Annotated in this window: 21 protein-coding genes; 8 read left to right on the forward strand and 13 right to left on the reverse strand. The window is 28.3% G+C overall.

Going from position 1 to position 23986, the window contains the following annotated elements:
* Positions 1–67: 67 nt before the first annotated feature.
* Both OM90_RS00330 and trkA read right to left on the reverse strand, forming a co-directional pair.
* On the reverse strand, positions 68–1516 hold the full coding sequence (locus OM90_RS00330) for a TrkH family potassium uptake protein (RefSeq protein ID WP_058484889.1): 1449 nt from the start codon (positions 1514–1516) through the stop codon (positions 68–70).
* A complete protein-coding gene (trkA, locus tag OM90_RS00335; RefSeq protein WP_064505464.1) occupies positions 1513–2874 on the reverse strand; it encodes a Trk system potassium transporter TrkA in 1362 nt (453 codons plus the stop codon). The genes OM90_RS00330 and trkA overlap by 4 nt, the downstream gene beginning before the upstream one ends.
* Before the next feature lie 161 nt (positions 2875–3035).
* On the opposite strand from trkA, the gene OM90_RS00340 reads away from it, so the two are divergent.
* The 5 genes from OM90_RS00340 to OM90_RS00360 all read left to right on the forward strand — a co-directional run bounded on the left by OM90_RS00340 (position 3036) and on the right by OM90_RS00360 (position 8585).
* Entirely contained in the window at positions 3036–4589 is a 1554-nt protein-coding gene (locus OM90_RS00340) for a spore germination protein (protein WP_058484890.1), read from the forward strand.
* A gap of 7 nt (positions 4590–4596) precedes the next feature.
* Entirely contained in the window at positions 4597–5688 is a 1092-nt protein-coding gene (locus tag OM90_RS00345) for a GerAB/ArcD/ProY family transporter (protein ID WP_058484891.1), read from the forward strand.
* Positions 5685–6902 (forward strand): Ger(x)C family spore germination protein, encoded by a 1218-nt coding sequence (locus OM90_RS00350; RefSeq protein WP_058484892.1) that lies wholly within the window; start codon positions 5685–5687, stop codon positions 6900–6902. Before OM90_RS00345 ends, OM90_RS00350 begins: the two co-directional genes overlap by 4 nt.
* Positions 6903–7008: 106 nt before the next feature.
* On the forward strand, positions 7009–7851 hold the full coding sequence (locus OM90_RS00355) for an undecaprenyl-diphosphate phosphatase (protein WP_058484893.1): 843 nt from the start codon (positions 7009–7011) through the stop codon (positions 7849–7851).
* A 185-nt stretch (positions 7852–8036) separates the two neighbouring features.
* A complete protein-coding gene (locus OM90_RS00360; protein WP_058484894.1) occupies positions 8037–8585 on the forward strand; it encodes an NADH peroxidase in 549 nt (182 codons plus the stop codon).
* Between the two features lie 48 nt (positions 8586–8633).
* Here the strand turns inward: OM90_RS00360 and OM90_RS00365 are convergent, their stop codons facing one another.
* Positions 8634–10577, reverse strand: a complete 1944-nt coding sequence (locus tag OM90_RS00365) for a 5'-nucleotidase C-terminal domain-containing protein (RefSeq protein WP_058484895.1) — start codon at positions 10575–10577, stop codon at positions 8634–8636.
* Positions 10578–10899: 322 nt separating this feature from the next.
* On the opposite strand from OM90_RS00365, the gene OM90_RS00370 reads away from it, so the two are divergent.
* The gene (locus OM90_RS00370; RefSeq protein ID WP_058484896.1) at positions 10900–11493 is read left to right on the forward strand and encodes a chromate transporter; all 594 of its coding nucleotides are present in this window, start codon (positions 10900–10902) and stop codon (positions 11491–11493) included.
* On the forward strand, positions 11468–12034 hold the full coding sequence (locus OM90_RS00375) for a chromate transporter (RefSeq protein WP_058484897.1): 567 nt from the start codon (positions 11468–11470) through the stop codon (positions 12032–12034). The genes OM90_RS00370 and OM90_RS00375 overlap by 26 nt, the downstream gene beginning before the upstream one ends.
* A 43-nt stretch (positions 12035–12077) precedes the next feature.
* On the opposite strand, the gene nifJ is transcribed toward OM90_RS00375, so the two are convergent.
* The 5 genes from nifJ to OM90_RS00400 all read right to left on the reverse strand — a co-directional run bounded on the left by nifJ (position 12078) and on the right by OM90_RS00400 (position 19201).
* Positions 12078–15614, reverse strand: coding sequence for a pyruvate:ferredoxin (flavodoxin) oxidoreductase (gene nifJ, locus OM90_RS00380; RefSeq protein WP_058484898.1), 3537 nt, complete (start codon positions 15612–15614; stop codon positions 12078–12080).
* 283 nt (positions 15615–15897) lie between these two features.
* Positions 15898–16863, reverse strand: a complete 966-nt coding sequence (gene gshAB / locus OM90_RS00385) for a bifunctional glutamate--cysteine ligase GshA/glutathione synthetase GshB (RefSeq protein WP_058484899.1) — start codon at positions 16861–16863, stop codon at positions 15898–15900.
* A 15-nt stretch (positions 16864–16878) separates the two neighbouring features.
* A complete protein-coding gene (locus OM90_RS00390; RefSeq protein ID WP_058484900.1) occupies positions 16879–18282 on the reverse strand; it encodes a glutamate--cysteine ligase in 1404 nt (467 codons plus the stop codon).
* 115 nt (positions 18283–18397) lie between these two features.
* The gene (locus OM90_RS00395) at positions 18398–18814 is read right to left on the reverse strand and encodes an arsenate reductase ArsC (RefSeq protein ID WP_058484901.1); all 417 of its coding nucleotides are present in this window, start codon (positions 18812–18814) and stop codon (positions 18398–18400) included.
* 18 nt (positions 18815–18832) lie between these two features.
* Complete coding sequence (locus OM90_RS00400) at positions 18833–19201, reverse strand: ArsR/SmtB family transcription factor (RefSeq protein ID WP_058484902.1); 369 nt, start codon at positions 19199–19201, stop codon at positions 18833–18835.
* Between the two features lie 234 nt (positions 19202–19435).
* On the opposite strand from OM90_RS00400, the gene OM90_RS00405 reads away from it, so the two are divergent.
* A complete protein-coding gene (locus OM90_RS00405) occupies positions 19436–20893 on the forward strand; it encodes a polysaccharide lyase 6 family protein (protein WP_058484903.1) in 1458 nt (485 codons plus the stop codon).
* A 123-nt stretch (positions 20894–21016) separates the two neighbouring features.
* On the opposite strand, the gene OM90_RS00410 is transcribed toward OM90_RS00405, so the two are convergent.
* From OM90_RS00410 to OM90_RS00430, 5 genes are read right to left on the reverse strand one after another with little or no spacing between them, the layout of a single operon-like run.
* The gene (locus OM90_RS00410) at positions 21017–21439 is read right to left on the reverse strand and encodes a DUF134 domain-containing protein (protein ID WP_058484904.1); all 423 of its coding nucleotides are present in this window, start codon (positions 21437–21439) and stop codon (positions 21017–21019) included.
* Positions 21424–21885 (reverse strand): Fur family transcriptional regulator, encoded by a 462-nt coding sequence (locus OM90_RS00415; protein ID WP_330381804.1) that lies wholly within the window; start codon positions 21883–21885, stop codon positions 21424–21426. Before OM90_RS00415 ends, OM90_RS00410 begins: the two co-directional genes overlap by 16 nt.
* A gap of 38 nt (positions 21886–21923) precedes the next feature.
* Positions 21924–22280: a NifB/NifX family molybdenum-iron cluster-binding protein gene (locus OM90_RS00420; protein WP_058484906.1), complete on the reverse strand. Its 357-nt coding sequence runs from the start codon at positions 22278–22280 to the stop codon at positions 21924–21926.
* Between the two features lie 17 nt (positions 22281–22297).
* Positions 22298–23164: an ATP-binding protein gene (locus tag OM90_RS00425; RefSeq protein WP_058484907.1), complete on the reverse strand. Its 867-nt coding sequence runs from the start codon at positions 23162–23164 to the stop codon at positions 22298–22300.
* Positions 23155–23985, reverse strand: a complete 831-nt coding sequence (locus OM90_RS00430; protein ID WP_058484908.1) for a nucleotide-binding protein — start codon at positions 23983–23985, stop codon at positions 23155–23157. Before OM90_RS00430 ends, OM90_RS00425 begins: the two co-directional genes overlap by 10 nt.
* Position 23986: the final 1 nt, after the last annotated feature.

A 23986-nucleotide genomic window follows, 5' to 3' on the forward strand; every position in this document is an offset into this window, starting at 1 on the left:
TATATCTTTTTACTGAGATTTTTTACACTATTATTTTATAAATAAAAAAGCCCATTATTTATGGACTTTATATCTCATTTCTCCAACCTTTAGGAGAAATTAACGCTATAATTGTAAATAATTCTAATCTTCCCAGCAACATAAGCAACGATAACAATATCTTACTGAAAGGATTAAAAAATACAAAAGTTCTAGTAGGTCCTACCATTCCAAAACCAGGTCCAATATTCCCAAGAGTAGCCGCTACAGCACTAGCCGCACTTTCTAAATTTATCCCTTCTAGAGAAATTATTATAGTAGATATAACAAAAATTAAAAAATACAATATAAAAAAACTTGTAATTGCTGATATCGTTTCTTCTTTAATTATTTTTTCTCCATTTTTTATTGGTATCATTGCTCTAGGATGAAATATCTTTTGAATATCCCTTTTTATAATCTTTAATAACACTAAAATTCTAATACCTTTTATTCCTCCTGCTGTAGAACCTGCGCATCCACCGACAAACATAAGCATAAATAAAATTGACTTACAAAAAGATGGCCATAAATCAAAATCATCTGTAGCATATCCTGTAGTAGTAATAATCGAACTAACTTGAAATAGAGCATCTCTTAAAGAGACTCCTATACTCTTTTGAGTATTCATTTTTAATCCCAAAGATATTAATATAACTGATACAAAAATAATCCCTAAATATAACCTTAATTCTTCATTTTTTAATACCTCTTTCCACTTTCCTTTAAATACTGAATAATATAAAGAAAAATTTATACCTGATAATATCATAAAAATAGAAATTACTATATGAATATATACACTGTTATAAGCTCCTATACTTTGGTTTCTTGTAGAAAATCCTCCTGTTCCCACAGTTCCAAAGGTATGAATAATAGCCTCAAATAAATTCATTCCTCCTATAAGTAAAAGCACTATTTGAATTATAGTAAGAGATAAATAAGTTATATATAAAAGTTTTGCTGTATCTTTTATTCTTGGAACAAACCTATCAGCAGTAGGCCCTGGGCTTTCTGCTTTAAAAATTTGAAAGCCTCCTACTCCAACCATAGGTAAAAGTGCAACTGTAAAAACTAATATCCCCATGCCTCCTATCCAATGGGTAAAAGAACGCCAAAATAAAATTCCTTTTGGAAGTTTTTCAACATCATTGATTATGGTAGCTCCTGTTGTAATAAATCCAGAAACCGTCTCAAAAATAGCATCTATAAAAGAAGGAATACTTTTCGATAATACAAAGGGTAATGCTCCAAATATAGAAATTAAAATCCAACCAAAAGTAGCTATAGCTAATCCTTCTTTAATTTTTATTACATTTTTCTTAACATTTAACTTATACATAATATATCCAATTATTAAATTTAATGTTATACAAATTAAAAAAGCATATTTATCTTCTTGATTATAATACATTGATATCAAAAAAGATGGGATCATAAATATAGCTTCAAAAATAAGCATAATGCCTAGTATCTTTCTTATTATTCCGTAATTCATTTGAAAAATCTGCCTTTCACTGGTTTTATAAATTTTTCTAAAGATTTAACATCCGATGATAAACAGAAAATAATTAACCTATCATTAGGCTCTATAATAGTATTCCCATTAGGAATAGTAACCTTCCCTTTTTGTACCACTGCTCCTATAATAATGCCCTTAGGTAATCCTAATTCGGATATAGGTTTTCCTACAATACGAGAATCTTTAATTGCTATTACTTCAGTAACTTCGGCCTGTTCCCCTAATAAAAGAGAAACTGAAACAACTTTTCCCCCTCTAATAAATTTAAGAATATTACTAGAGGCAATATTAGTAGGATTAAAGGCAACATCTATACCCAAATTATCAATTATCTTTACATAATTTGGTCTACTTATTTTTGCTATTGTCTTTTTTACTCCAGCTTGTTTAGCCATTAATGTCATAAGTAGATTTTGCTCATCATACCCTGTTGCAGAAATAAAAGCATCTATTGATTCTAATCCTTCTTCTTCTAAAAGATTAATATCAGTTCCATCTCCCTTTATAACTAATACTCCATCTAATTTTTCGGATAAATACTTACATCTTTCTTGATCTTGCTCAATTATACTAACTTTCACGTTAGATAGTTTTAATTTTTTAGCTAAATAATATGATATATTCCCTCCACCTAAAATCATTACATTTTTAGCTTTACCATTATCAGTATCTAAATTGAAATTTTGTGCTAACTTATTGATATTATCACAACTACCTATTACATGAATTATATCATTTTCAAGAAGCTTAGTATCTCCATAAGGAATAATAATATTATCATTTCTTGTAATAGCTGCTATAAGTAAATTTTCCATGTTATTAAGTTCTACTATTTTCTTTCCAACAAGCTCTGGAGAATTTTTTAAGCAGATATCTACAATAGAAACTTTCCCTTTAGCAAAATCTTCCGAATAAAAATTATAACTTTTAAGCAAATATCTGGCTATTTCATTAGCAGTAGCTAATTCTGGATTTATAATGTGGTCTATTCCCATTTCTGACTTTATAAAGTCTATTTGTTTGCTATATTCTGGATTCCTTATTCTCCCCATAGTTTTTTTACAACCTAATTTTTTTGCTATACTACAAATAATAACATTTGTTTCATCACTATATGTTGTAGCTATTAATAAATCATATGATTTTATATTTAACTCTTTTAAAGTTTCAATTTCCAATCCATTAGCTGGAACAGTAAGCACATCTAAATACTCATTTACCCTTTCTAAAACCTTAGGATTTCTATCTATCAAAGTAATATTAATATCTGTATTTATCATAGCTTCTGCTAGCTTATACCCTAATTTGCCAATACCAACTATAGCCACTTTCATGATTATCACCTTTCATTTTTATCATTATATCACTTAAGTTACTATAATATAATATTCAATAATATTATTTAATAGTTCATACATAAAATTATCTTTAATGAGATAATATATCTTTATAATCATAAAGTCAACCAAAATAATTATAAAAAAGAGGTGGAAAAATGCCCACATCTTATCGTAAACTCACTAAAAAAAATTCCTCACTATCGCCTTCTTTTAAAAAAAATGATCAAAATATTAATAAAGAAAAGTTAACCGGAGATTTATCTAAAGATTTAGAAACTCTTGAAAATATATTTTTTTCTTCTAAAAACCATGATTTCATTATTCGCCCAGTGTATATCTCTGCCCTTAATATTAAAGGAACTTTAGTATATCTAAGTGGGTGTGTATGTGTCAATACCCTAACCAAAGATATTATAGAACCATTAATAAATACTATACAGACTTCAGGAAATGACATTATATCAAGTATCATTAATAATATCATAACTAATAAAAATGCTAAAAAAATTACTGATATTCCCCTTATTACTAAAGCTATCATACAAGGAAATACCATATTACTTTTAGAAAATTGTAAAGAAGCTATTTGTTTTTCTACACAAGAATTTGAACATCGTGCCATAGAAAAACCCGTAATAGAAAATACTATAAAAGATTCAAAGGAAGCCTTCGTTGAATCTGCAGAAGTTAATCGTTCTTTAATAAGAAAATATCTTAAATGTGAAAATCTAATATCTGAAAGTATAGAAGTTGGAGAAAAATATAAAAACACCATTTACGTGATGTACATCGAAGGAATTGCAGACCCTGATGTAGTCAATGATGTAAAAAATAGAATTAAAAATATACCATTTGATACTATATTAAATGTTTCACTATTAGAACAATATATAGAAAATAGGAGTTATTCCCTTGTACCCACTTTACTATATACTGAACGACCTGATAGAGCTACATTTTTTTTAAGTGAAGGACATGTAATTTTAATTATAGATGGATCTCCGTCTTGTTTAATTGCTCCTGCTACTTTTTGGGCATTATTTCATGCTGCTGAAGACCAATATCAACGAATGCCTTACGGAAATTTTATAAGAATAATTAGACTTATAGCATTTCTTATTGCTCTTTTACTTCCTGCTTTATATGTTGCCATTACTAGTTATCATTCGGAAATGATACCCAGTGATTTAGCTGTATCCATAGCTTCTGCTAGAGAAGTCCTTCCTTTTCCAAATATTATAGAAGTAATTTTAATGGAAATATCCTTTGAATTAATAAGAGAAGCAGGAGTAAGAGTTCCCACTACCATAGGGCCTACTATAGGCATTGTAGGAGCTTTAATATTAGGGCAAGCTGCCGTAGATGCAAATATAGTTAGTCCTATTTTAGTAATTATAGTTGCTCTTACAGGTTTATCTTCCTTTGCTATTCCTGATTCTTCTTTAAACTATGCAGTTAGAATGATGAGATTTGTATTTATACTTGTGGGAATTTCCATGGGTTTTTTAGGAATTGCCATTGCTTTAATTGTATCCATTACTTATTTAGTTAATGTTACTACTTTTGGAATTCCTTTTTTATCTCCTATTGCTCCTAATTATCCTTCTTCCCATGACACATTTACTAGAGGTTCTCTTTTAAAACAAAAAATCAAACCTTTTAATATTTCAACTTTAAATCCTTTAAAAAGAAAAACTAGACGAAAGTAGTGATATAGTGATTAAAAAATATGATGGTAAGATTGGGGCTAAAGAGCTTTTTTCTATTATTTTCTTTGCTATCGGAATAAAATTTTCAGATTCAACTCCAAATCTACTTATTGATGCAGGATTAAATGCTTCTTGGGTAATTCCTATTATTTCTGGATTAATTATGATTATTCCTCTTTTATGCCTTCTTTCATTACTAAAACTTTATAAAAATAAAAATTTACTAGAAATTATTTCTCATCTTATGGGTAAATATTTAGGATTGATTATTATTTTATTACTACTTTTTTCTAGTTTAAAAAATACCGTCATATTTACAAGGGATTACACAGATATTCTTAGTACAATGTTTTACTTAAAGACTCCCATGCCTTTTATATTATTTATCATAATTATAAGTAGTGCTTATATTTCAAGTAAAGAAATTAACATAATAGGAAGTTTAGGTTGGTTTTTATTCCCTATTATGGAAGCTTCAACAGTTTTATTAATTGTAATGTCTTTTAACAAAATTGATATTCATTATATATTTCCTCTAGGAGGACCTGGAATAAAAACTATATTAAAACAAAGCTTATACTTTTCAACCATACTATGCGAATTAATTTTTCTTGCCATATTTTTCCCTAGGATAAGATTCTATGAACAATATAAAAAAGGTATTTTATGGGGATTTATTTCATCTATAATACATTTTTCATTGTTTATGTTAATTTATATAACGGTTTTTGGATATGCTACCTTATTAACTCTTAATTACCCTTTACATCAATTAACTAGACTAGTGCAAATAGGTCGTTTTATAAAAAATGTAGAAGCACTATTTTTAGGATTTTGGGCTATGGCCTCTTCTATACGTCTTGCAATTTATTTTTATATAACTTCTTCAATTTTAGCCTTTTTACTAAAAAAAAATGTAAAAACAATAATATCCTTTGTTTCAATTATAGTTTTTTTAATTGCATTAGTACCATCAAACTATGTATCATATATTTTACTTACTCATAAAATGCAATCTTACTTTTATTGTATTTCTATTATATTTTTCCCTGTAGTTTTGTATATAATTGCTAAATTGAAAGGAGATTACAAAAATTGAAACTCTTAAAATTCATTCCTATATTATTAATACCATTCTTACTTACGGGATGTTGGGATGAAATACAAATAGAAGAATATGCCTATGTATCAGTTATAGGTATTGATAAAGGTACTGATGATAAAATAAGTGTAACTTTTCAAATTATAAATCCTCAGATTGGAACGGCCACCTCAATAGAAGCAAACGAACCTCCTAGTGATATTCTTACTTTTCTATCTCCAGACCTTGTTTCTGCTAGGGATTTATCTAGCATTTCTATTGCAAGAAGATTGACTTTCTCCCATACAAACGCAATAGTAGTAAGTGAAGAATTTGCAAAAACAGACCGTTTTTTCCCATTATTGGAAGCAACTCAAAGAGATGTAGATATGAGACGAGAATTTAGCATTATTATCTGCAAAGAAAAAGCTTATGAATTTATTAGAAATAATAAACCACCCTTTGATACAAGAACTTCTAAATATTATGATTTTTTAACATCTAAATGGAAAGAAACAGGATTAGTTCCTCTATCTACTCTTCATAAAGTTTCTCAAAAAACTCTAGATGATACTGGTCTACTTTTAATGGCTTATGCTACTACAAAAAAAGAAGATGTAAAAACCAACTTTGATAGTGAAGGAGATTTTATTGCAGGGCAAATTGATAAAACAGATGATAATCCAATTCAAATGATAGGAGCTGGAGTTCTAAAAAAAGGTAAAATGATCGGGGTATTAACAGGAGATGAAACTAGATTATCTCTTATGTTAAGACCTCATGTAGTAACAAATAATATGTTAGCAACTTTTCCTGACCCTTTAGCAGAAGATTTTAAAATATCCGCAAAGGTAAGTAAAAGAAGTAATAAAATAGATATAAAAATAACAGATGACTATCCTATTATAGATGTTACTGTTCCTATAATACTTAGTATAACTGCTATTCCCAGTCAAATTGATTATGTAGAAAATATGGAAAATCAAAAAACCCTCATTAATTACTTAGAAAAACGTTTAGAAGAAAAAACTATGAAATTAGTTAAAAAAACTCAAAAAGAATTTGAAGGAGAACCTTTCTTTTGGAGTTATGTGGCAAGACAAAAATTTTGGCTTTATGAAGATTTTAAAAATTATAATTGGATGGAAAAATATAAAAATGCCAAAATCACTATAAAATACGATGTTAAAATAGAAGATTTTGGTAAACATAGAATAGACCTTAAAATATAATATTTTTAATATCTAAATATAAAAAGCATAAAATTTAATAGTACTTTTATTTATCTTTACATTATGTTAAAATTTAATAATATTGTGTTTATTGAAGGGGGATTATATGGAATATATAAGTTTTATAATTAAATCTATAATCTTAGGAATAATAGAAGGACTAACTGAATTTTTACCAGTATCTTCTACTGGACATCTTGTTATTTTTCAAAATTTAATAAAATTTAAGGGAATAACGGAAAATTATGTAGAAATGTATACCTATGTAATACAACTTGGAGCAATTTTAGCTGTCATTGTTCTCTACTGGTCTAAAATTTATGACACTTTAATAAACTTTTTCCCTCAAAAAGTAGGCTATGAAAAATCAGGGTTTAAATTCTGGTTTATGATATTTATTGCTTGTATTCCCGGTGGAATCTTTGGAATATTATTAGATGATTTAGCTGAAGAGTATTTATTTTCTCCAGTTCCTGTAGCACTCACCTTGTTTTTAGGAGCATTATGGATGATATATGCCGAAAGAAATTTTAGAAGCACTAAAAGACATAAAGATTTAAATGTAACAATAAAACAAGCAATAATAATAGGTTTATTTCAATGCTTAGCAATAATTCCTGGTATGTCAAGATCTGCTTCTACCATTATAGGTGGTTGGGTAGCCGGTCTTTCAACTGTTGCTGCTGCTGAATTTTCATTTTTTTTAGCTATACCTGTTATGGTTGGTATGAGCCTTTTAAAAATTATAAAAATAGGGGGTTTATCAACTATTACTTCTCAAGAAATGATATCTTTAGTAGTTGGTTTTATAACTTCTTTTATAGTGGCTGTAGTAGTCATTGATAGATTTATTACATATTTAAAGAAAAAGCCTATGAAAGTATTTGCATATTATAGAATGGTATTTGCTATTATAGTCTTATTATCTGGAATCTTAGGATTTTTCTAAAAATTTATATTTACATAAATAAATCATAAACTTAATATTAAATAAAAATTCGCAGTTTTTAGTATATAAATTATTAACTGCGAATTTTTATTTTTTTATAAAAACTATTGACAAATATTAAAATAGTGATAAAATAAACTTATAATAATTATTAAAAAATAACAATTATTAATGGAGGTATTGAAATGAAAAAATTTATTTGTACTGTCTGTGGTTATGTTTATGAAGGAGAAGAAGCTCCTGAAAAATGTCCTCAATGTGGAGCTCCAAAAGACAAATTCCAAGAACAAAGTTCAGAAAATTTAACTTGGGCTGACGAACATAGAATTGGTGTAGCTAAAGATGTTGACCCTGAAGTATTAGAAGGATTAAAACAAAACTTCATGGGAGAATGTACAGAAGTAGGAATGTATTTAGCAATGTCTAGACAAGCTGATCGTGAAGGATATCCTGAAGTTGCTGAAGCTTATAAAAGAATTGCTTGGGAAGAAGCAGAACATGCAGCTAAATTTGCTGAACTTCTAGGAGAAGTAGTAGCTGCTGATACTAAGAAAAATCTTCAAATGAGAGTGGATGCTGAACACGGTGCCTGTCAAGGTAAAAAAGACCTTGCTACTAAAGCAAAACAATTAGGATACGATGCAATCCATGATACAGTTCACGAAATGTGCAAAGATGAAGCACGCCATGGTGCTGCATTCAAAGGATTACTTGATAGATACTTTGGAAAATAAAATAAATATACATAAAAAAGAAAGGCTTAAATTGCCTTTCTTTTTTTATTATGCTGCATTTGGTAACTCTATATCCACTTCACTAATTGGGTCAATTGCTTTAATTCTTCCATCTACTTTTGCAGCGTTAAATCCATTCTTTTGAATATAATTAATTAATTCTTGGTCTAATGTGTTATATTCAGCAACTACCTTTTTATTTACTAACATATCATATCCATCTCCACCAGCTGCTAAGAAATCATTTGTTACCAATGTATAAGTTTTATTTTCATCTAATGGCTTTCCTACAACTTTAATTTCTACTACTCTATTCCCTGCTTCTTTACTTGGATCAAAGGTTACTGTCATTCCTGCGATATGTGGAAATGCTCCTAATGGTTCAGGATAAGTACTTAATCCCTGTTCCATCATAGCTTTTATATCTGCTCCTGTTACTTCAAGAACTCTAACTGTATTTCCAAAAGGTAAAACTGTAAGAACTTCTCCCTTTGTTACTTCTCCTGCTGGAATTGAAGCTCTAATTCCTCCGCCATTCATAAGAGCTACATCTGCACCACTTACATCTAGCATAGCTGCTGTAATAAGATTCCCTAAATTAGTTTCTTTAGTTCTTACATTTTCTCTTTCACCATCTAAATCAATAGGACTATTGGCAACTACTTCATTTTCTATTTTTTCGTTTTCAAGTTTTATTTTATCTATTAAAGTTTTAATAGTTTCATCTTCTTGTAGGTAACTTGCTTCTTCCTTGCTAAATAAATAACCATATTTACTTACTAATTCTCCATCTTTAAATGCTAATTGAACAACTCCTAAATTATTGCTTTTTTCTCCTGCTTGTACAATTAAAGTACCATTTTCTACTCTATTTTCAACGACACTATGACTATGTCCATCAATAATTACATCTATTCCTTCTACATTTTGGGCTAACTTAATACTCGTATCTTCTCCCTCAATTCCTAAATGAGCAAGAGCAATAATTACATCAGTTTGTTCTTCTAATTCCTCTACCATTTCTTTAGCTGTTTCTACAATATCGTTAAATTTAAGTCCTTTTGTATTATCTGGGTGAGACTTATATGTGGTTTCTGGAGTAGTAAGCCCAAATATTCCAACCTTAATACCACCTACTTCTTTAATTACATATGGAGTTAGGAAATCTGTTCCATCTTCATATTTTATATTTGCACCAAGAATTGGAAAGTTAGCCATCTCTTCTAATTCTTTTAACCGTTCTTTTCCATAATCAAATTCATGGTTCCCTGCTACCATAACATCATAGTTCATTTCATTCATGACTTCAATTGCTGCTTCCCCTTCATTTAAAGTAACAAGATTTGACCCTTGAATAGCATCTCCAGCATCAAGTAAAAGTACATTTTCTTGTTTTGCCTTTGTTTGATTGACTTTTGTAGCTATTTTAGCGTACCCCATGCCATCATAAGCTCCTTCTTCCATAAAGCCATGAATATCATTGGTATGAAAAATTGTTAAAGTGTCATATCCTGAAAGTTTTCCTTCTTCAATAAGTTCATTTACATTAATAGATTTTACATTAAAAGCTTCAATGGTCTTATCTAAAAAATCTTTTCCAAAATTAAATTCATGATTTCCCAATACCCAAATATCATCATTTATTGTATTTAAAACTTGAATCATTAGATGTATAGGAAGATCATTAAATAGTTCTTCACTATTATCTTGCACCGTATCTCCCATACCCATTAAAATAACATTGGAGTTTTCTTCCTTTTGTTTTTTTATTATAGTTTGAACCTTTGCTAGCCCTGCATCAGAGTCTTCAGAATCTGTAGCATAGTCATATGTATAAATTCGTCCATGAATGTCAGATGTACCAAGAATAGTAATTTTAACTACGTTAAAACTAGCTGCATTTACTGGCACTGTAACCATAATATTAGCTAGTAATATTGTAAGTCCTAATGCAATGGATAATAAACAGTTATATTTTTTCTTTCTTTTCATTTTGCCCTCCTCCATTCTTTTATGTTATATACTACATATACATTTTAATATATCAAATAAATATTTTCTATATTTTTTAATATTTTTAAATATTTTTTAACATTGACAAAATATTGATTTAACAAAAATTACATACACAAAATATATATTTGTAATTTAAAAATTGATTTTCTGTTTCTATAATAGATAATTTTTTATCATATCTTACCTAATACTTGTATTTATAATAAATTATTATATTATCATAATATGATATTATTTTACTTATAAATCCTTCCACTATATAATGTAACTTATAATATAAATTTTTAAGGAGGCACATATGAAACATAATTTTAAAACTTATATTAAACTTTTTACTTCAACTTTTTATATAAGTGCATTTACTTTTGGAGGAGGATTCGTTATTATCCCTTTAATGCGGAAAAAATTTGTAGAAGATTTAAAATGGATTGAAGAAGAAGAAATGATTGATTTAACAGCCATTGCACAATCTTCTCCCGGAGCAATTGCTGTAAATGCTTCTATTTTAGTAGGATATCGTGTTGCAGGACTTTTAGGAGCTTTAATAACTGTTCTTGGAACTATTTTACCTCCTCTTATTTGTTTATCTATTATATCTATGTTTTATACAGCTTTTAAAAATAATGCTATAGTTAGTGCTGCTCTTAAAAGTATGCAAGCAGGAGTAGCTGCTGTTATAATCGATGTTGTTTTAAGTATGGGAAACGATATTATAAAGCAAAAAAGTATCCTATCTATAATTATTTTAATAATTTCTTTTATTAGCGTATATTTTTTTAAAATTAATGTTATTTACATTATCATTACTTGCATTATTCTCGGAATTATTCAAGCCTTTTTAAATAATAGAAAGGATGATCATAATAATGATTTACCTAAAAATATTTCTTAGTTTCATGCAAATAGGTCTATTTAGTATAGGTGGAGGATATGCAGCTATTCCTCTTATACAAAATCAAGTTGTAGAAGTTAATCATTGGCTTAGTTTATCTACATTTACAGATTTAATTACCATTGCGGAAATGACTCCAGGTCCTATTGCAGTTAATTCAGCAACTTTTGTAGGTCTTCAAATCGCAGGATTACCTGGTGCTATTATTGCTACTTTAGGTTGTATTTTCCCTTCTTGTATTATTGTTTCTATTTTAGCTTATGTATATTATAAATATAGAAATTTAAGTACAGTCCAAAGTGTTTTAAAAAGCTTAAGACCTGCTATAGTAGCTTTAATTGGTTCTGCTGGCTTATCAATTCTTATTTTAGCACTATGGGGTGAAAATGGATTTTCTTTTAATTTTACAGATATCAATTTTTCATCACTGTTTGTATTTGTTGTAGGTATTTTTATTTTAAAAAAATTTAAACCTAATCCTATTTATGTTATAGGAGGGTCTGGAATTTTAGGTATCATATTTTATTTTATAACTTATTAAAAAACTCCTGTGCTTTTAAGCACAGGAGTTTAATTTTTTATTTTTATTCCATATTAGCTAATTTTTGATAAGCTTCAAATCTTTCTTTTGCATCTTTTTCTGATTGTTCGAATAGCTTATCTGCTATTTCTGGGAATGTTCTTGTAAGAGCTGAATATCTTACTTCATTCATTAGATATTCTTTATAATCTGCTGTTGGAGCTTTAGAATCTAATATAAATGGATTCTTTCCTTGTTCCTTAAGAAGAGGATTATATCTATATAAATGCCAGTATCCTGCTTCTACAGCTTTCTTACTTTCAATTTGAGCACATCCCATTCCACCTTTAATACCATGGTTAATACATGGAGCATAAGCAATAATTAAAGATGGTCCTGGATAACTTTCTGCTTCAACTAAAGCTTTAATTAATTGATTTTGATTTGCTCCCATAGCCACTTGTGCTACATATACATATCCATAGGACATCATCATTCTTCCAAGGTCTTTTTTCTTTATTGGTTTACCAGAAGCTGCAAATTTAGCAACGGCACCTGTTGGAGAAGCTTTAGATGCTTGACCTCCTGTATTAGAGTAAACTTCTGTATCAAATACAAGAACATTTACATCTTCGCCTGAAGCTAATACATGGTCTAAGCCACCAAATCCGATATCATAAGCCCATCCATCTCCACCAATAATCCATTGAGATTTTTTAACTAAGAATTCTTTTTTATCTAGAATTTCTTCAAAAATTTCTTTAGCTTTTGCATTGCTTCCGTCATAAGCTTCTAATAAAGGTAATAATGTTAATGTAGCTTTCTTAGAACCAGCTGCATTATTCATATTTTCTACCCAATCTTTTAAAGCTGCTTTCAATTCATCAGAAATATCTAACTCAGCTGCTTCTAATGCTATATCTTTAAGTCTATTTCTTATTTGTTTTACAGCTATATACATACCAAATCCATATTCTGCATTATCTTCGAATAAGGAGTTAGCCCAAGCTGGTCCATATCCTTTTTCATTTACTGTATATGGAGTAGATGGTGCACTACCTCCCCAAATTGAAGAACATCCTGTAGCATTAGCAATATACATTCTATCTCCAAATAATTGAGTTACAAGTTTTGCATAAGGAGTTTCTCCACATCCTGCACAAGCTCCTGAGAATTCAAGTAATGGTTGTTCGAACTGACTTCCTTTTACAGTGTTAACATTTAAAGGATTTTCTTTCTTGGATAAAGTCATTGCATATTCCCAATTTTCAATTTCTTTAGTTTGAGTTTCAATAGGTTTCATAACTAATGCTTTATTTTTAGCTGGGCAAACTTGAGCACAGTTTCCACAACCTGTACAATCAAGAGCTGATACTTGAATCTTATATTGATAATTTTCTAATCCTTTACCAATTGCTTTCTTTGTTTTAAATCCTTCTGGTGCATTGTTTGCTTCTTCTTCTGTTAATAAGAATGGACGAATTGCAGCATGAGGACATACATAAGAACATTGATTACATTGTATACAATTATCAATTTGCCATTCTGGTATTTCTACAGCAATTCCTCTTTTTTCATATTTAGCAGTTCCTTGTGGGAATGTACCATCTTCTCTACCAACAAAAGCACTAACAGGAAGTTTATCCCCTTCTTGTCTATTCATTGGTTCTAAGATTTTTGTAATAAATTCTGGTACATCTTTTGTTGCTGCTGCTTCTTCTTCAGCTTCAGTAGCATTAGCCCAACTTGCTGGAACTTCTATTTTCTTAATTTCTTTTATACCTCTATCTACTGCTGCATGGTTCATATTAACAATTTTTTCACCTTTTTTACCATAGGAATCTACGATAGCTTGTTTCATATATTTAACAGCATCTTCTATAGGAATAATATTAGCTAATTTAAAGAATGCTGCTTGTAATACTGTATTAACACGGTTTCCTAAACCAATTTCTTTAGCAATATGAACACCATCAATTGTATATAAATTGATTTTTCTTTCTGCAATGATTCTTTTCATTTTTGCAGGAAGTTTTTTGTCTAATTCTTCTAAATCCCAACCACAGTTAAGTAAGAAAGTTCCACCTTCTTTTAAGTCTGATACCATATCATATTTATCTACATAAGATGGATTATGGCAAGCTACAAAATTAGCTTTATTAATTAAATATGTAGATCTAATAGGATCTTTACCAAAACGAAGGTGAGAAATTGTTACTCCACCAGATTTTTTGGAATCATAAGCAAAATATGCTTGAACATACATATCTGTATGATCTCCAATAATCTTAATAGAGTTTTTATTAGCTCCTACTGTTCCATCAGAACCAAGTCCCCAGAACTTACAGCTAATTGTATTTTCTCCTGATACATCTAATTCTTCTCCTATTGGAAGAGATTTGAATGTAACATCATCAACAATACCAATTGTAAAACCATTCTTTGGATTGTCTGATTTAAGATTTTCATATACTGCAGCAATTTGTGCTGGAGTTGTGTCTTTAGAACCTAATCCATAACGTCCGCCTACAATAACTGGACGTTCTGCTTTATCAATATAAGCTGAGCATACATCAACATAAAGAGGTTCTCCAACTGCTCCTGGTTCTTTTGTTCTATCTAATACAGCTATCTTCTTAACTGTATTTGGAATTTGTTTTAAGAAATGTTCAATAGAGAATGGTCTATATAAGCGAACTTTAACAACTCCTACTTTTTCACCTTTACTATTTAAATAATCTACTGTTTCTTCTATTGTATCAAGCACAGAACCCATAGCAACAATTACTCTATCTGCATCAGGAGCTCCATAATAATTGAATAATCCATAATTTCTTCCAGTGATTTTATTAATTTCATTCATATAATCTTCAACAATAGCTGGAACTCTTTCATAGAAAGGATTAGAAGCTTCTCTTGCTTGGAAGAAAATATCAGGATTTTGTGCTGTACCTCTAAGAACTGGATGTTCAGGATTTAAGGCATTTTTTCTAAATGCTCTTACAGCATCCATATCAATTAATTTTTTATATTCTTCATAATCTATTAATTCAACTTTTTGAATTTCATGAGATGTTCTAAAACCATCAAAAAAGTGAAGGAATGGAACTCTTGCTTTTATAGCACTTAAATGAGCTACAGAAGCTAAATCAATTACTTCTTGAACATTAGTAGATGCAATCATTGCAAATCCTGTTTGACGGCAAGCCATAACATCAGAGTGATCTCCAAAAATAGAAAGAGCATGACTTGCTACTGCACGAGCACTTACATGAATAACTCCAGGTAATAATTCCCCTGCAACTTTATACATATTAGGAATCATAAGAAGTAACCCTTGAGAAGCTGTGTATGTAGTTGTTAATGCACCTGCTGCTAAAGAGCCATGAAAAGTTCCTGATGCTCCAGCTTCAGATTGCATTTCAACAACTTTTACTGTTTGACCAAAAATATTTTTCTTACCATTAGCAGCCCATTCATCAACATGTTCAGCCATAGGTGATGATGGTGTAATAGGATAGATACCAGCAACTTCTGTAAATGCATAGGAAACATGAGCAGCTGCTGTATTTCCATCCATAGTCTTCATAACTTTTGACATATCTTTACCCCCTTGAAATAAAAATATATTTATATAATACAATAGATAGCGTATATTGTATACATCTATTATATCATATTTAATACATTTAGTAAAATATCTTAAATATTTTTACTAAAATACCTTTTCCCCTTTGAATTTATTATATTATAAATCTTAAAAAATGCCAACCTTCTAAAAAAGTTTGAAGTTTTATTGGAATACTCAATTTTACCTTTAGATTTAATTTATAAAAATTTATAGCCTAAAGATATTATAACATGAAAAATTAATTTATACTATTTTAAAAACCTAATAAATCTAATAACTTTCTTTCTACATGTCTATTTTCCCCTTTATAAGGAAAATTGTGCATATAGATTGCTGGATTAAAATTTAATTCGATAATACTATGGTTGCCTCTATTTGGAAATTCATCTATATTTTTAATTATCATATCAACACCACAAATTTTAGCTCCTACCGCCTTTGTAGCATCTACTGCTATCTTTTTATATTCCTCTCCTATTATATCTGTAAAATCTATGCTTTCTCCTCCAGTACTTACATTAGAATTTTCTCTTAAATAAACTATTTCTCCTTCTTTAGGAATATAATTAATATCTTTCCCTTGAGATTTTAAATAATCTAATTCTATTTTCCCTAACTTAATTTTTTCAAAAGGAGTAGTATGGCCTTCCCCTCTTAAAGGATTTTTATTTTTTTCTTTTACTAATTCTTCAATGGTCTTATTCCCATCTCCTATTACATTAGCAGGAATTCTATGAATTATTCCTACTACTTCTTCACCCATAACTAAAAATCTGTATTCTTTTCCAGAAATAAATTCTTCAATTAAAACTGTATCATCATACTTTAAGGCTTGTTTTATAGCATCTATATACCATTCTTTAACATTATTTTCAGGGAGTATTACAACCCCTGTCCCAAAATTTGTATTTTTAGGTTTTATAACTGTTGCTTTATAAGCAAAATTTTCCCAAAATTTTTCTCCTTCTTCTATAGATTTTACTATTACTCCTTCTGGCACACAAAATCCCGATTCTTTTAAAATAATTTTAGTTACTAATTTATTTTCCATAATAAGGGGTGCAATATATGTATCTAATGAAGTCTTTGTGGCTTGTTTTATATATTCTATTTTATTTCCTTTTTTAAGACGAATAAAATTATCCTGTTCATCTAATATATCTACTTCTATATTTCTATTTTTGGCTTCTTCTATAAGAATTTTTGTAGAAAGTTCCATTTTTACCTCCTGAATTTATTTTATTTGTTTATTTAATATAGCTCGTCTAAGACCAAATTCTAAAAAAGTTTCATTACATTTATGCATTTCATTAATAATTTTAGAAGATAATATTCCTGATGTATTTAATACCTTTTCATATTCTTTATTAATTATATATTCATATTTTTTGTATTTTTGGCATTTATCCATAAATATTGCAATATCCCTGATTTTTCTAAAAATATCTTTGCTCCAATTTTTTAAATTAATTTTACTACCATCATAATTTTCTAATATTAAATTATCTTTTCTTCCATAAAGAGACACTAAATCATGATTTCTATTAATTTTTTTCATTATTTCTTTACTTATTTTTTCTGAAGTTTCAAATAAACAAAAGAGCATAAAAACATGCATAAAATATAATTGATCTATAGAAATCCCTGTTTTTTCAAAAGGATTAATATCTAAAACTCTAACTTCTATATACTTTATTCCCCTTTTTTGTAAGGCTTGCAAAGGAGTTTCTCCCTTATTAGTAGCTTGTTTAAATCTGATACAAGAATATAACTCTCCTTCTGTTTGAAGAATATTATCATTTAATTGAATTTGTTCACCATTCTTATAAATACCTAACTTTGTGAATTGGGGATTTTTTGTATTTAACAATTTTTTTACATCTTTTATATGTTCTGATAAACTATTATAACTTATATAATATTTATCTCTAGATATGTTTCCATATCCTAGTGGACTAACTCTTATTGATGTAGCGAAACTCAAATCTTGATTATTAAACGAACCAAAACTATTATCAAAATTTGGCGAAGCTCCAAAAAGATATATTAAAAGCCAACGATATTTTAAAAAATTTCTTGCCATACAAAAATAAATTTCATCTATAAATTGTCTTTTATTTTTACCTTGTCCAAAATGTTCAAATAAATAATCAATAATTTTATTTCCTAAAGAAAAATTATAATGAATACCTGATATCATCTGCATCTTTTTACCATATCTTATGGCTAAACCTCTTCTATATATTTCTTTTATCTTTCCTTCCTCTGTGTTATTAAATTTTGCAATAGGTATATCTTCTTCTTTAGGAAGTCTTGGTGGCATACTCATGGACCATAATATTTCATCTTTAAGAATTTCTTCTGTTTTTATATGCAAACTTTTTAATTCTTCATAAACTTTTTCTAAAGAGTTATATGGAAATGTAATAAACTCTAATTGACTTTCACCAAAATCCGTAGTAATATTAGGATTTTCTAATTTATCTCCTAATTCTTTTGGATGATTGGTTAAAGCAATATCTCCTGTATTAGTTATCCTGTGAGTTTCCCTTTCTAATCCCCACATTCCATCTAATAATAAGTTAACTTTATTATCACTATCAAATAAATTTAGTATTTTATAAAAATTCCAAGTCATAAAAACCCTCTATTCATATATATATTATAATTATATTATATATAAATTTATCAAATTATCCAATGAAAAAAGTTCTCATAAAAGAGAACTATTACATATAAATTTGTTAAAAATATTATTTTTCTAAATTAATTTCTTTGTTTTTAATTCTTCTTGCTAAATCTTTTACTTTTTCTTCTATGATCTTTGCAGTTTTTATGAATTCTTCATCGGATTTCCCTGATGGGTCTTCTAATCCCCAATCTTCTTCATATTTTGAAGGTAAATAAGGACAAACCACATTACATCCCATCTTAATTACAATATCTACCTTTGGGATATCTGTTAATAATTTAGACTTTTGAGTTTTATTCATATCTACATTATATAATTTTTTAATAATTCTCACTGCATCTTGATTAATCTGATCTTTTAATTGAGTCCCAGCAGAATAAGATTCAAATACATCTGAAGCAAAAAGTTTTCCTAAAGCTTCCGCCATTTGAGACCTACAAGAATTATGCACACATATAAAAGCCACCTTCGGTTTCATTATAATACCTCCATAATTTTATTTAAAATATAATTTTCCACATTTTAAATCATCACAACTTACTCCACTATCTTTATATCTTTTTAATTTTTTATAGTCTTTATTATATGGTTCAAGTTTAAAAGTATTATGACTTAATATTTCATTTATAAAAGGATATTCTTTTATAGTATCCTCATTAAGTTTGTAATATACATACTTTGCTACTTTATAATGGTTTACTATTTTAGCATTAGTTAGTTTATTTAGATGTCTTGACACATTTGATTGACTCATACTAAGCAAAATTTCTAACTCGCAAACACACAAATCTCCATATTTTAAAAGATTTAATATTCTTATTCTATTTTCATCAGAAAGAGCTTTTAAAATCTGTATTAAGTTCAAATCTTCTCCTCCTTAACTCATATGAACGTATTCATTTTTAATCATATGTTACTTTTATAATACTTAATTTTTGTTCATTAGTCAACATATTTATAATTTTTCTATTTAAAATTACAATTTTTTATTTTAATTCTTTATTTATTTAAAATTTAATATTTTTCAATTTTTAATCAAAATTTTTATTGGAAATCATATAATGTAAATGTATATTTTTATAAATAAAGGAGGTCAAAAATGAGAAAATTTTATACTATTATTCTTATTTTATTTTTAACTCTAAGTACTTTTAATGAAAAAATGAATGTTTACGCTACTTCTACTGAAACAAATAATATATATGTATCTACAAATGATGAATTAGAAGATGCGGTAAATAATGCTGTACCAGGTGATACAATTATTGTGGCAGATGGAAGTTATGAAGCTTTTAAAATTAAAAATAAAATTGGAACAGAAGATGCTCCTATTACAATAACTGCTGAAAATACATTAGGTGCAACCTTTGATGAAGGACAATTACACTTTTATGAATGTGAATATATTGTTTTTAAAGGCTTTGGAATCTATACAGATTCAGAAATTAAAATCGAGGGGTCCAATCATATACGTTTAACAAATAATCATATAAGATTAAATGAAGAAGATACGGATTCTTTAAAATGGATTAGAATTTATGGAGAAAACAGTGGTTATAATCAAATAGATCATAATATATTTGATGAAAAAACAAAACTTGGAAATTTTATTACCATTGATGGAACAAATGAAGATGATCATGGTTCTTGTGTTTCTTCTCAATATGATGTTATTGAATATAATTATTTCTATAACATTGGTCCACGGGCAGATAATGAAATGGAAGCTATCCGGGTTGGTTGGAGTGAAATGTCTGAATCAAGTGGCTATACAACTATTCAATATAATCTATTTGAAGAATGTGATGGTGACCCTGAAATTATATCTATTAAAACTTGCGATAATATAGTTAGATATAATACCTTTAGATCTTGTCAAGGAGTAGTAAGTTTAAGACACGGTAATCGCAATGAAGTATATGGGAATTTCTTCTTTGGAGAAGGTAAAGAAGGAACTGGTGGTATTCGTGTTTATGGTTCCGACCATAAAATATATAATAATTATATGGAAGGATTAACTGGTAGTGGATACTCTGCACCTATAATCTTAGATGGTGGAGATGTTGACACTAGTGGAGCTTTAAATAAACATTTTAGAGTATACAGAGCTGAAGTTGTTAATAATACAATAGTAAACTGTGATTATGGTATAGAAATAGGTACAAATTATTCTTATGCTCCTTCTGATTGTATCATTGCTAATAATCTAATTGTAAATTCAGAAAATGAAGCCATTGCAGAGTATAATGAACCAGTAAATATGACATATGAAGGAAATATAGTATCAGGTTCTGGAGATATTATCACATTTTCTTCTATAACTGATGATGAAATTAAATTTGTAGAAGAAGTTGAATTAGAATTAAGTAATGATGGACTTTATAGATTAAAACAAGATAGTGTATCAATAGATTCCTCTGTTGGAAATTATTCATATGTCACAATAGATATGGATGGACAGTCAAGATCTTTAGCTGATGTAGGAGCCGATGAATTTTCTTCTGACGATATTGTTATATATCCTTTAACTTCGTCAGATGTAGGTATAGATAATTAACAATTTTTTAGTTCTAAGGGGATATTTATTTTTTAATATATTCCCTTAATTTTTATTTACCTACTTTTTTATCTATATTCTTAAATAAAAATAGCCTCTTTTATGAGGCCTGTAAAAATTTATCTATCTATGACAAAATCTATTTCTTTTTTGACAAATAATTTCTTTAGAACCACAGTGAGGACAAATATGTCTATTATGTTCATCATTTAAATCATAAATTTCTCCACAATTTAAACATTTAAATTTACATGAACCTAAAGTATAGTTTCCTCCACTTATGTGTATTGCATTTCCCTTAGTTAAAGCTATAGTTACTTTTTTTCTTGCACTATCTATAATATTTTGAAAAGTTTGTCTTGAAACCTGCATTTTCTTCGCACATTCTTCTTGATTAAGTTCTTCAATATCTTTTAATCTCATAGCTTCGAGTTCTTCAACTTTAAGAATAATTTCTTCTATGTCACATTTTCTTTTTCCTAATGGTATAAAATAAGTATTTTCTGGGAAAAATTCTACTTTTCTACATTTTATTGGCCTTGGCATTTATTTACCTCCCTGCATCTTTTACACAATCCAATAAGCATTATATTAATATCATATATTTCCAGTTCATTCTTGTCTTCTATAACATTATTTAATTTCAAATATTCTAAGGAAATATCTTTTTCATCAATATCTATTATATCATGACATTGGATACATTTAAAATGTATATGCAGGGGTTTTTTACTATACATTTTTAATTCGTAATAACTTACTCCATCCACTACAATTTCTTTTATTATTCCCATATTACTAAATATTTTTACATTCCTATATATTGTAGCAAGACCAATATTCGTCCCTTTTAATCTATCATATATCTCTTCCACACTTAAATGCTTATTAGCAAGAAAAAATTCATTAATAATTAATTCTCTTTGTTTTGTAAATTTAAATCCATGTTTTTCTATTATTTTTTTAATTTTATCATAATATTCTACTATCAAAATATTATTTATCCCCCCGCTCATAAATACCTTTTTAACTATTCATTACAGTGTCCTGCATGTTGATGTTCCCTACATACACTTCCTGTTGATCTTAATTCATTTTTTAAATATTTATCTATAACTTCATCACTAACCCCTTCCACTCCTACTATTACTTCTATATTATTTTGATTAAATAACTGTTGGGCTGTTTCACCCATACCTCCAGAAATTATAACATTTATGCCTAATTCATTTAAATATTTAGGCAAAAATCCTGGTCTGTGTCCTGGGTTTTTAACAAACTCTTTATTTTTTATCTTATTTTCTTCTACTTCATATACTGTAAATCCTTCACAATGTCCAAAATGTCCACTAACCATTTTTCCTTCACTAGCAACTGCTATTTTCATTTTTAAATTCCTCCTTCTTAAAAATTATTTTTTATTTGATTTATATGTTCTTTAATATTTTCCCACATACTTCTTATAGCTTTATTAGCCATACTATTTTCATAATAAATAATAGGTTTTAATTCATTAATTGACTTTATAACTGTATCATCATAAGGAATTTTACCTACCAAATGCACATGATTTTCTTCACAGAATTTTTCAATATTTTCCGACATTACTTTGTTTATATCATATTTGTTTATACATACTAATGTAAGAATTCCAAAATGATTACAAAGTTCCATTACCCTTATAAAATCTTCCATTCCTGACTGAGTTGGTTCTGTAACAATAAGTACAGCATCGCTACCTGTAATAGATGAAATTACAGGGCATCCAATACCTGGAGAACCATCTATAATAATAAGGGTATTATCCTCTGTAACCTCTCTTATATTTTGACGAAGTTTAGTAATTAATTTCCCTGAGCCTTCAGCACCTATCTCCATATCAGCTCTTGAAATAACACCTTTTTTAGTTTTTGTTATATAAGTATTAGCAGTTTTATAATCTTCTAAAGTAATGGCATTTTGAGGACAAACTAAAACACAAGCTCCACATCCTTCACATTTAAAAGAATTTATTATGCCATTTTCTATAGCATCAAATCGACATATATTTTCACAAGTCTTACATCCGTTACAAATTTCTTTATTAATAACTGCTTTTTTTTCTCCATAAAAAACTTCTTTTTTTATATCTATTCCTTTATGAAAAAGATATAGATTAGGAGCATCCACATCACAATCTGCCTTAGCCACATCTTTAGCCAGCTCAGATAATGATAATGCTATTGTAGTTTTACCGGTGCCACCCTTTCCACTTATTACTGTTAGTTCCAAGGGAACACCTCCTTTAAATTCTTAACTATTTCTTTAAATGCTTTTTTATATTCTTCTATTTCTATAATCATTTTCCCAGAAGAATATGTTTCTGCCACTTTTCTACTATAATTTATAGTTCCTAATATTTTTATATTTTCTTTTTGACAATATTTTTGAATTCTATTATCTTTAGGATTATATTTATTAATAATAACTCCAAAAGGTATATGAAAATTTCTCACCAAATTTACTGCCATATTTAAATCATGTAATCCAAAAGCAGAGGGTTCGGTTACAAGTATCGCTCCATCTGCATATGAAAGAGAATTTACCACATTACAAGAAGTACCTGGAGCACAATCTATAAAATTTATACCATTAGGAAGGTCTTTTAATACATCTTTTATTACTGGTACTGCCATAGGTTCTCCTATATTTAATATCCCTCTTTTACAAATTATATTATTGTATTTACCTTCTTCTATTATCCCAATTTCTCTCTTTTTAAAACTTATAGCTTCATATTTACAAACTATCTTACAAGCATGACAGCTGTGGCAAAGTTTATCAAATAGAATAATATTTTTCTTAGTTCTTACTAGAGCATTAAACTGACATACTTTAGCACAATCTCCGCACAAAGTACAATTATTATCATTAATAACTGGATAATCTACTTTTACTTCTTCTTTTTTTAAATCTGAAGGATTTAAGAATATAAATCCATTAGGTTCTTCCACATCGCAGTCTATATAATTCCCTCCTGCCATAACTGCAAGATTAGTGGATATAGTAGTCTTTCCTGTACCTCCTTTGCCACTTAATATAGCTATGTTCAAT

It is taken from the genome of Defluviitalea phaphyphila, from assembly GCF_001466305.1.
Taxonomy (GTDB): Bacteria; Bacillota; Clostridia; order Lachnospirales; family Defluviitaleaceae; genus Defluviitalea_A; species Defluviitalea_A phaphyphila.

Bases quoted from the DNA above. Each gene is read 5' to 3' on its own strand.
- OM90_RS00330 (WP_058484889.1), bottom strand. From the start codon at position 1,516: ATGAATTACGGAATAATAAGAAAGATACTAGGCATTATGCTTATTTTT.
- trkA (WP_064505464.1), bottom strand. From the start codon at position 2,874: ATGAAAGTGGCTATAGTTGGTATTGGCAAATTAGGGTATAAGCTAGCA.
- OM90_RS00340 (WP_058484890.1), top strand. From the start codon at position 3,036: ATGCCCACATCTTATCGTAAACTCACTAAAAAAAATTCCTCACTATCG.
- OM90_RS00355 (WP_058484893.1), top strand. From the start codon at position 7,009: ATGGAATATATAAGTTTTATAATTAAATCTATAATCTTAGGAATAATA.
- OM90_RS00360 (WP_058484894.1), top strand. From the start codon at position 8,037: ATGAAAAAATTTATTTGTACTGTCTGTGGTTATGTTTATGAAGGAGAA.
- OM90_RS00365 (WP_058484895.1), bottom strand. From the start codon at position 10,577: ATGAAAAGAAAGAAAAAATATAACTGTTTATTATCCATTGCATTAGGA.
- OM90_RS00370 (WP_058484896.1), top strand. From the start codon at position 10,900: ATGAAACATAATTTTAAAACTTATATTAAACTTTTTACTTCAACTTTT.
- OM90_RS00375 (WP_058484897.1), top strand. From the start codon at position 11,468: ATGATTTACCTAAAAATATTTCTTAGTTTCATGCAAATAGGTCTATTT.
- nifJ (WP_058484898.1), bottom strand. From the start codon at position 15,614: ATGTCAAAAGTTATGAAGACTATGGATGGAAATACAGCAGCTGCTCAT.
- gshAB (WP_058484899.1), bottom strand. From the start codon at position 16,863: ATGGAACTTTCTACAAAAATTCTTATAGAAGAAGCCAAAAATAGAAAT.
- OM90_RS00390 (WP_058484900.1), bottom strand. From the start codon at position 18,282: ATGACTTGGAATTTTTATAAAATACTAAATTTATTTGATAGTGATAAT.
- OM90_RS00395 (WP_058484901.1), bottom strand. From the start codon at position 18,814: ATGAAACCGAAGGTGGCTTTTATATGTGTGCATAATTCTTGTAGGTCT.
- OM90_RS00405 (WP_058484903.1), top strand. From the start codon at position 19,436: ATGAGAAAATTTTATACTATTATTCTTATTTTATTTTTAACTCTAAGT.
- OM90_RS00410 (WP_058484904.1), bottom strand. From the start codon at position 21,439: ATGCCAAGGCCAATAAAATGTAGAAAAGTAGAATTTTTCCCAGAAAAT.
- OM90_RS00420 (WP_058484906.1), bottom strand. From the start codon at position 22,280: ATGAAAATAGCAGTTGCTAGTGAAGGAAAAATGGTTAGTGGACATTTT.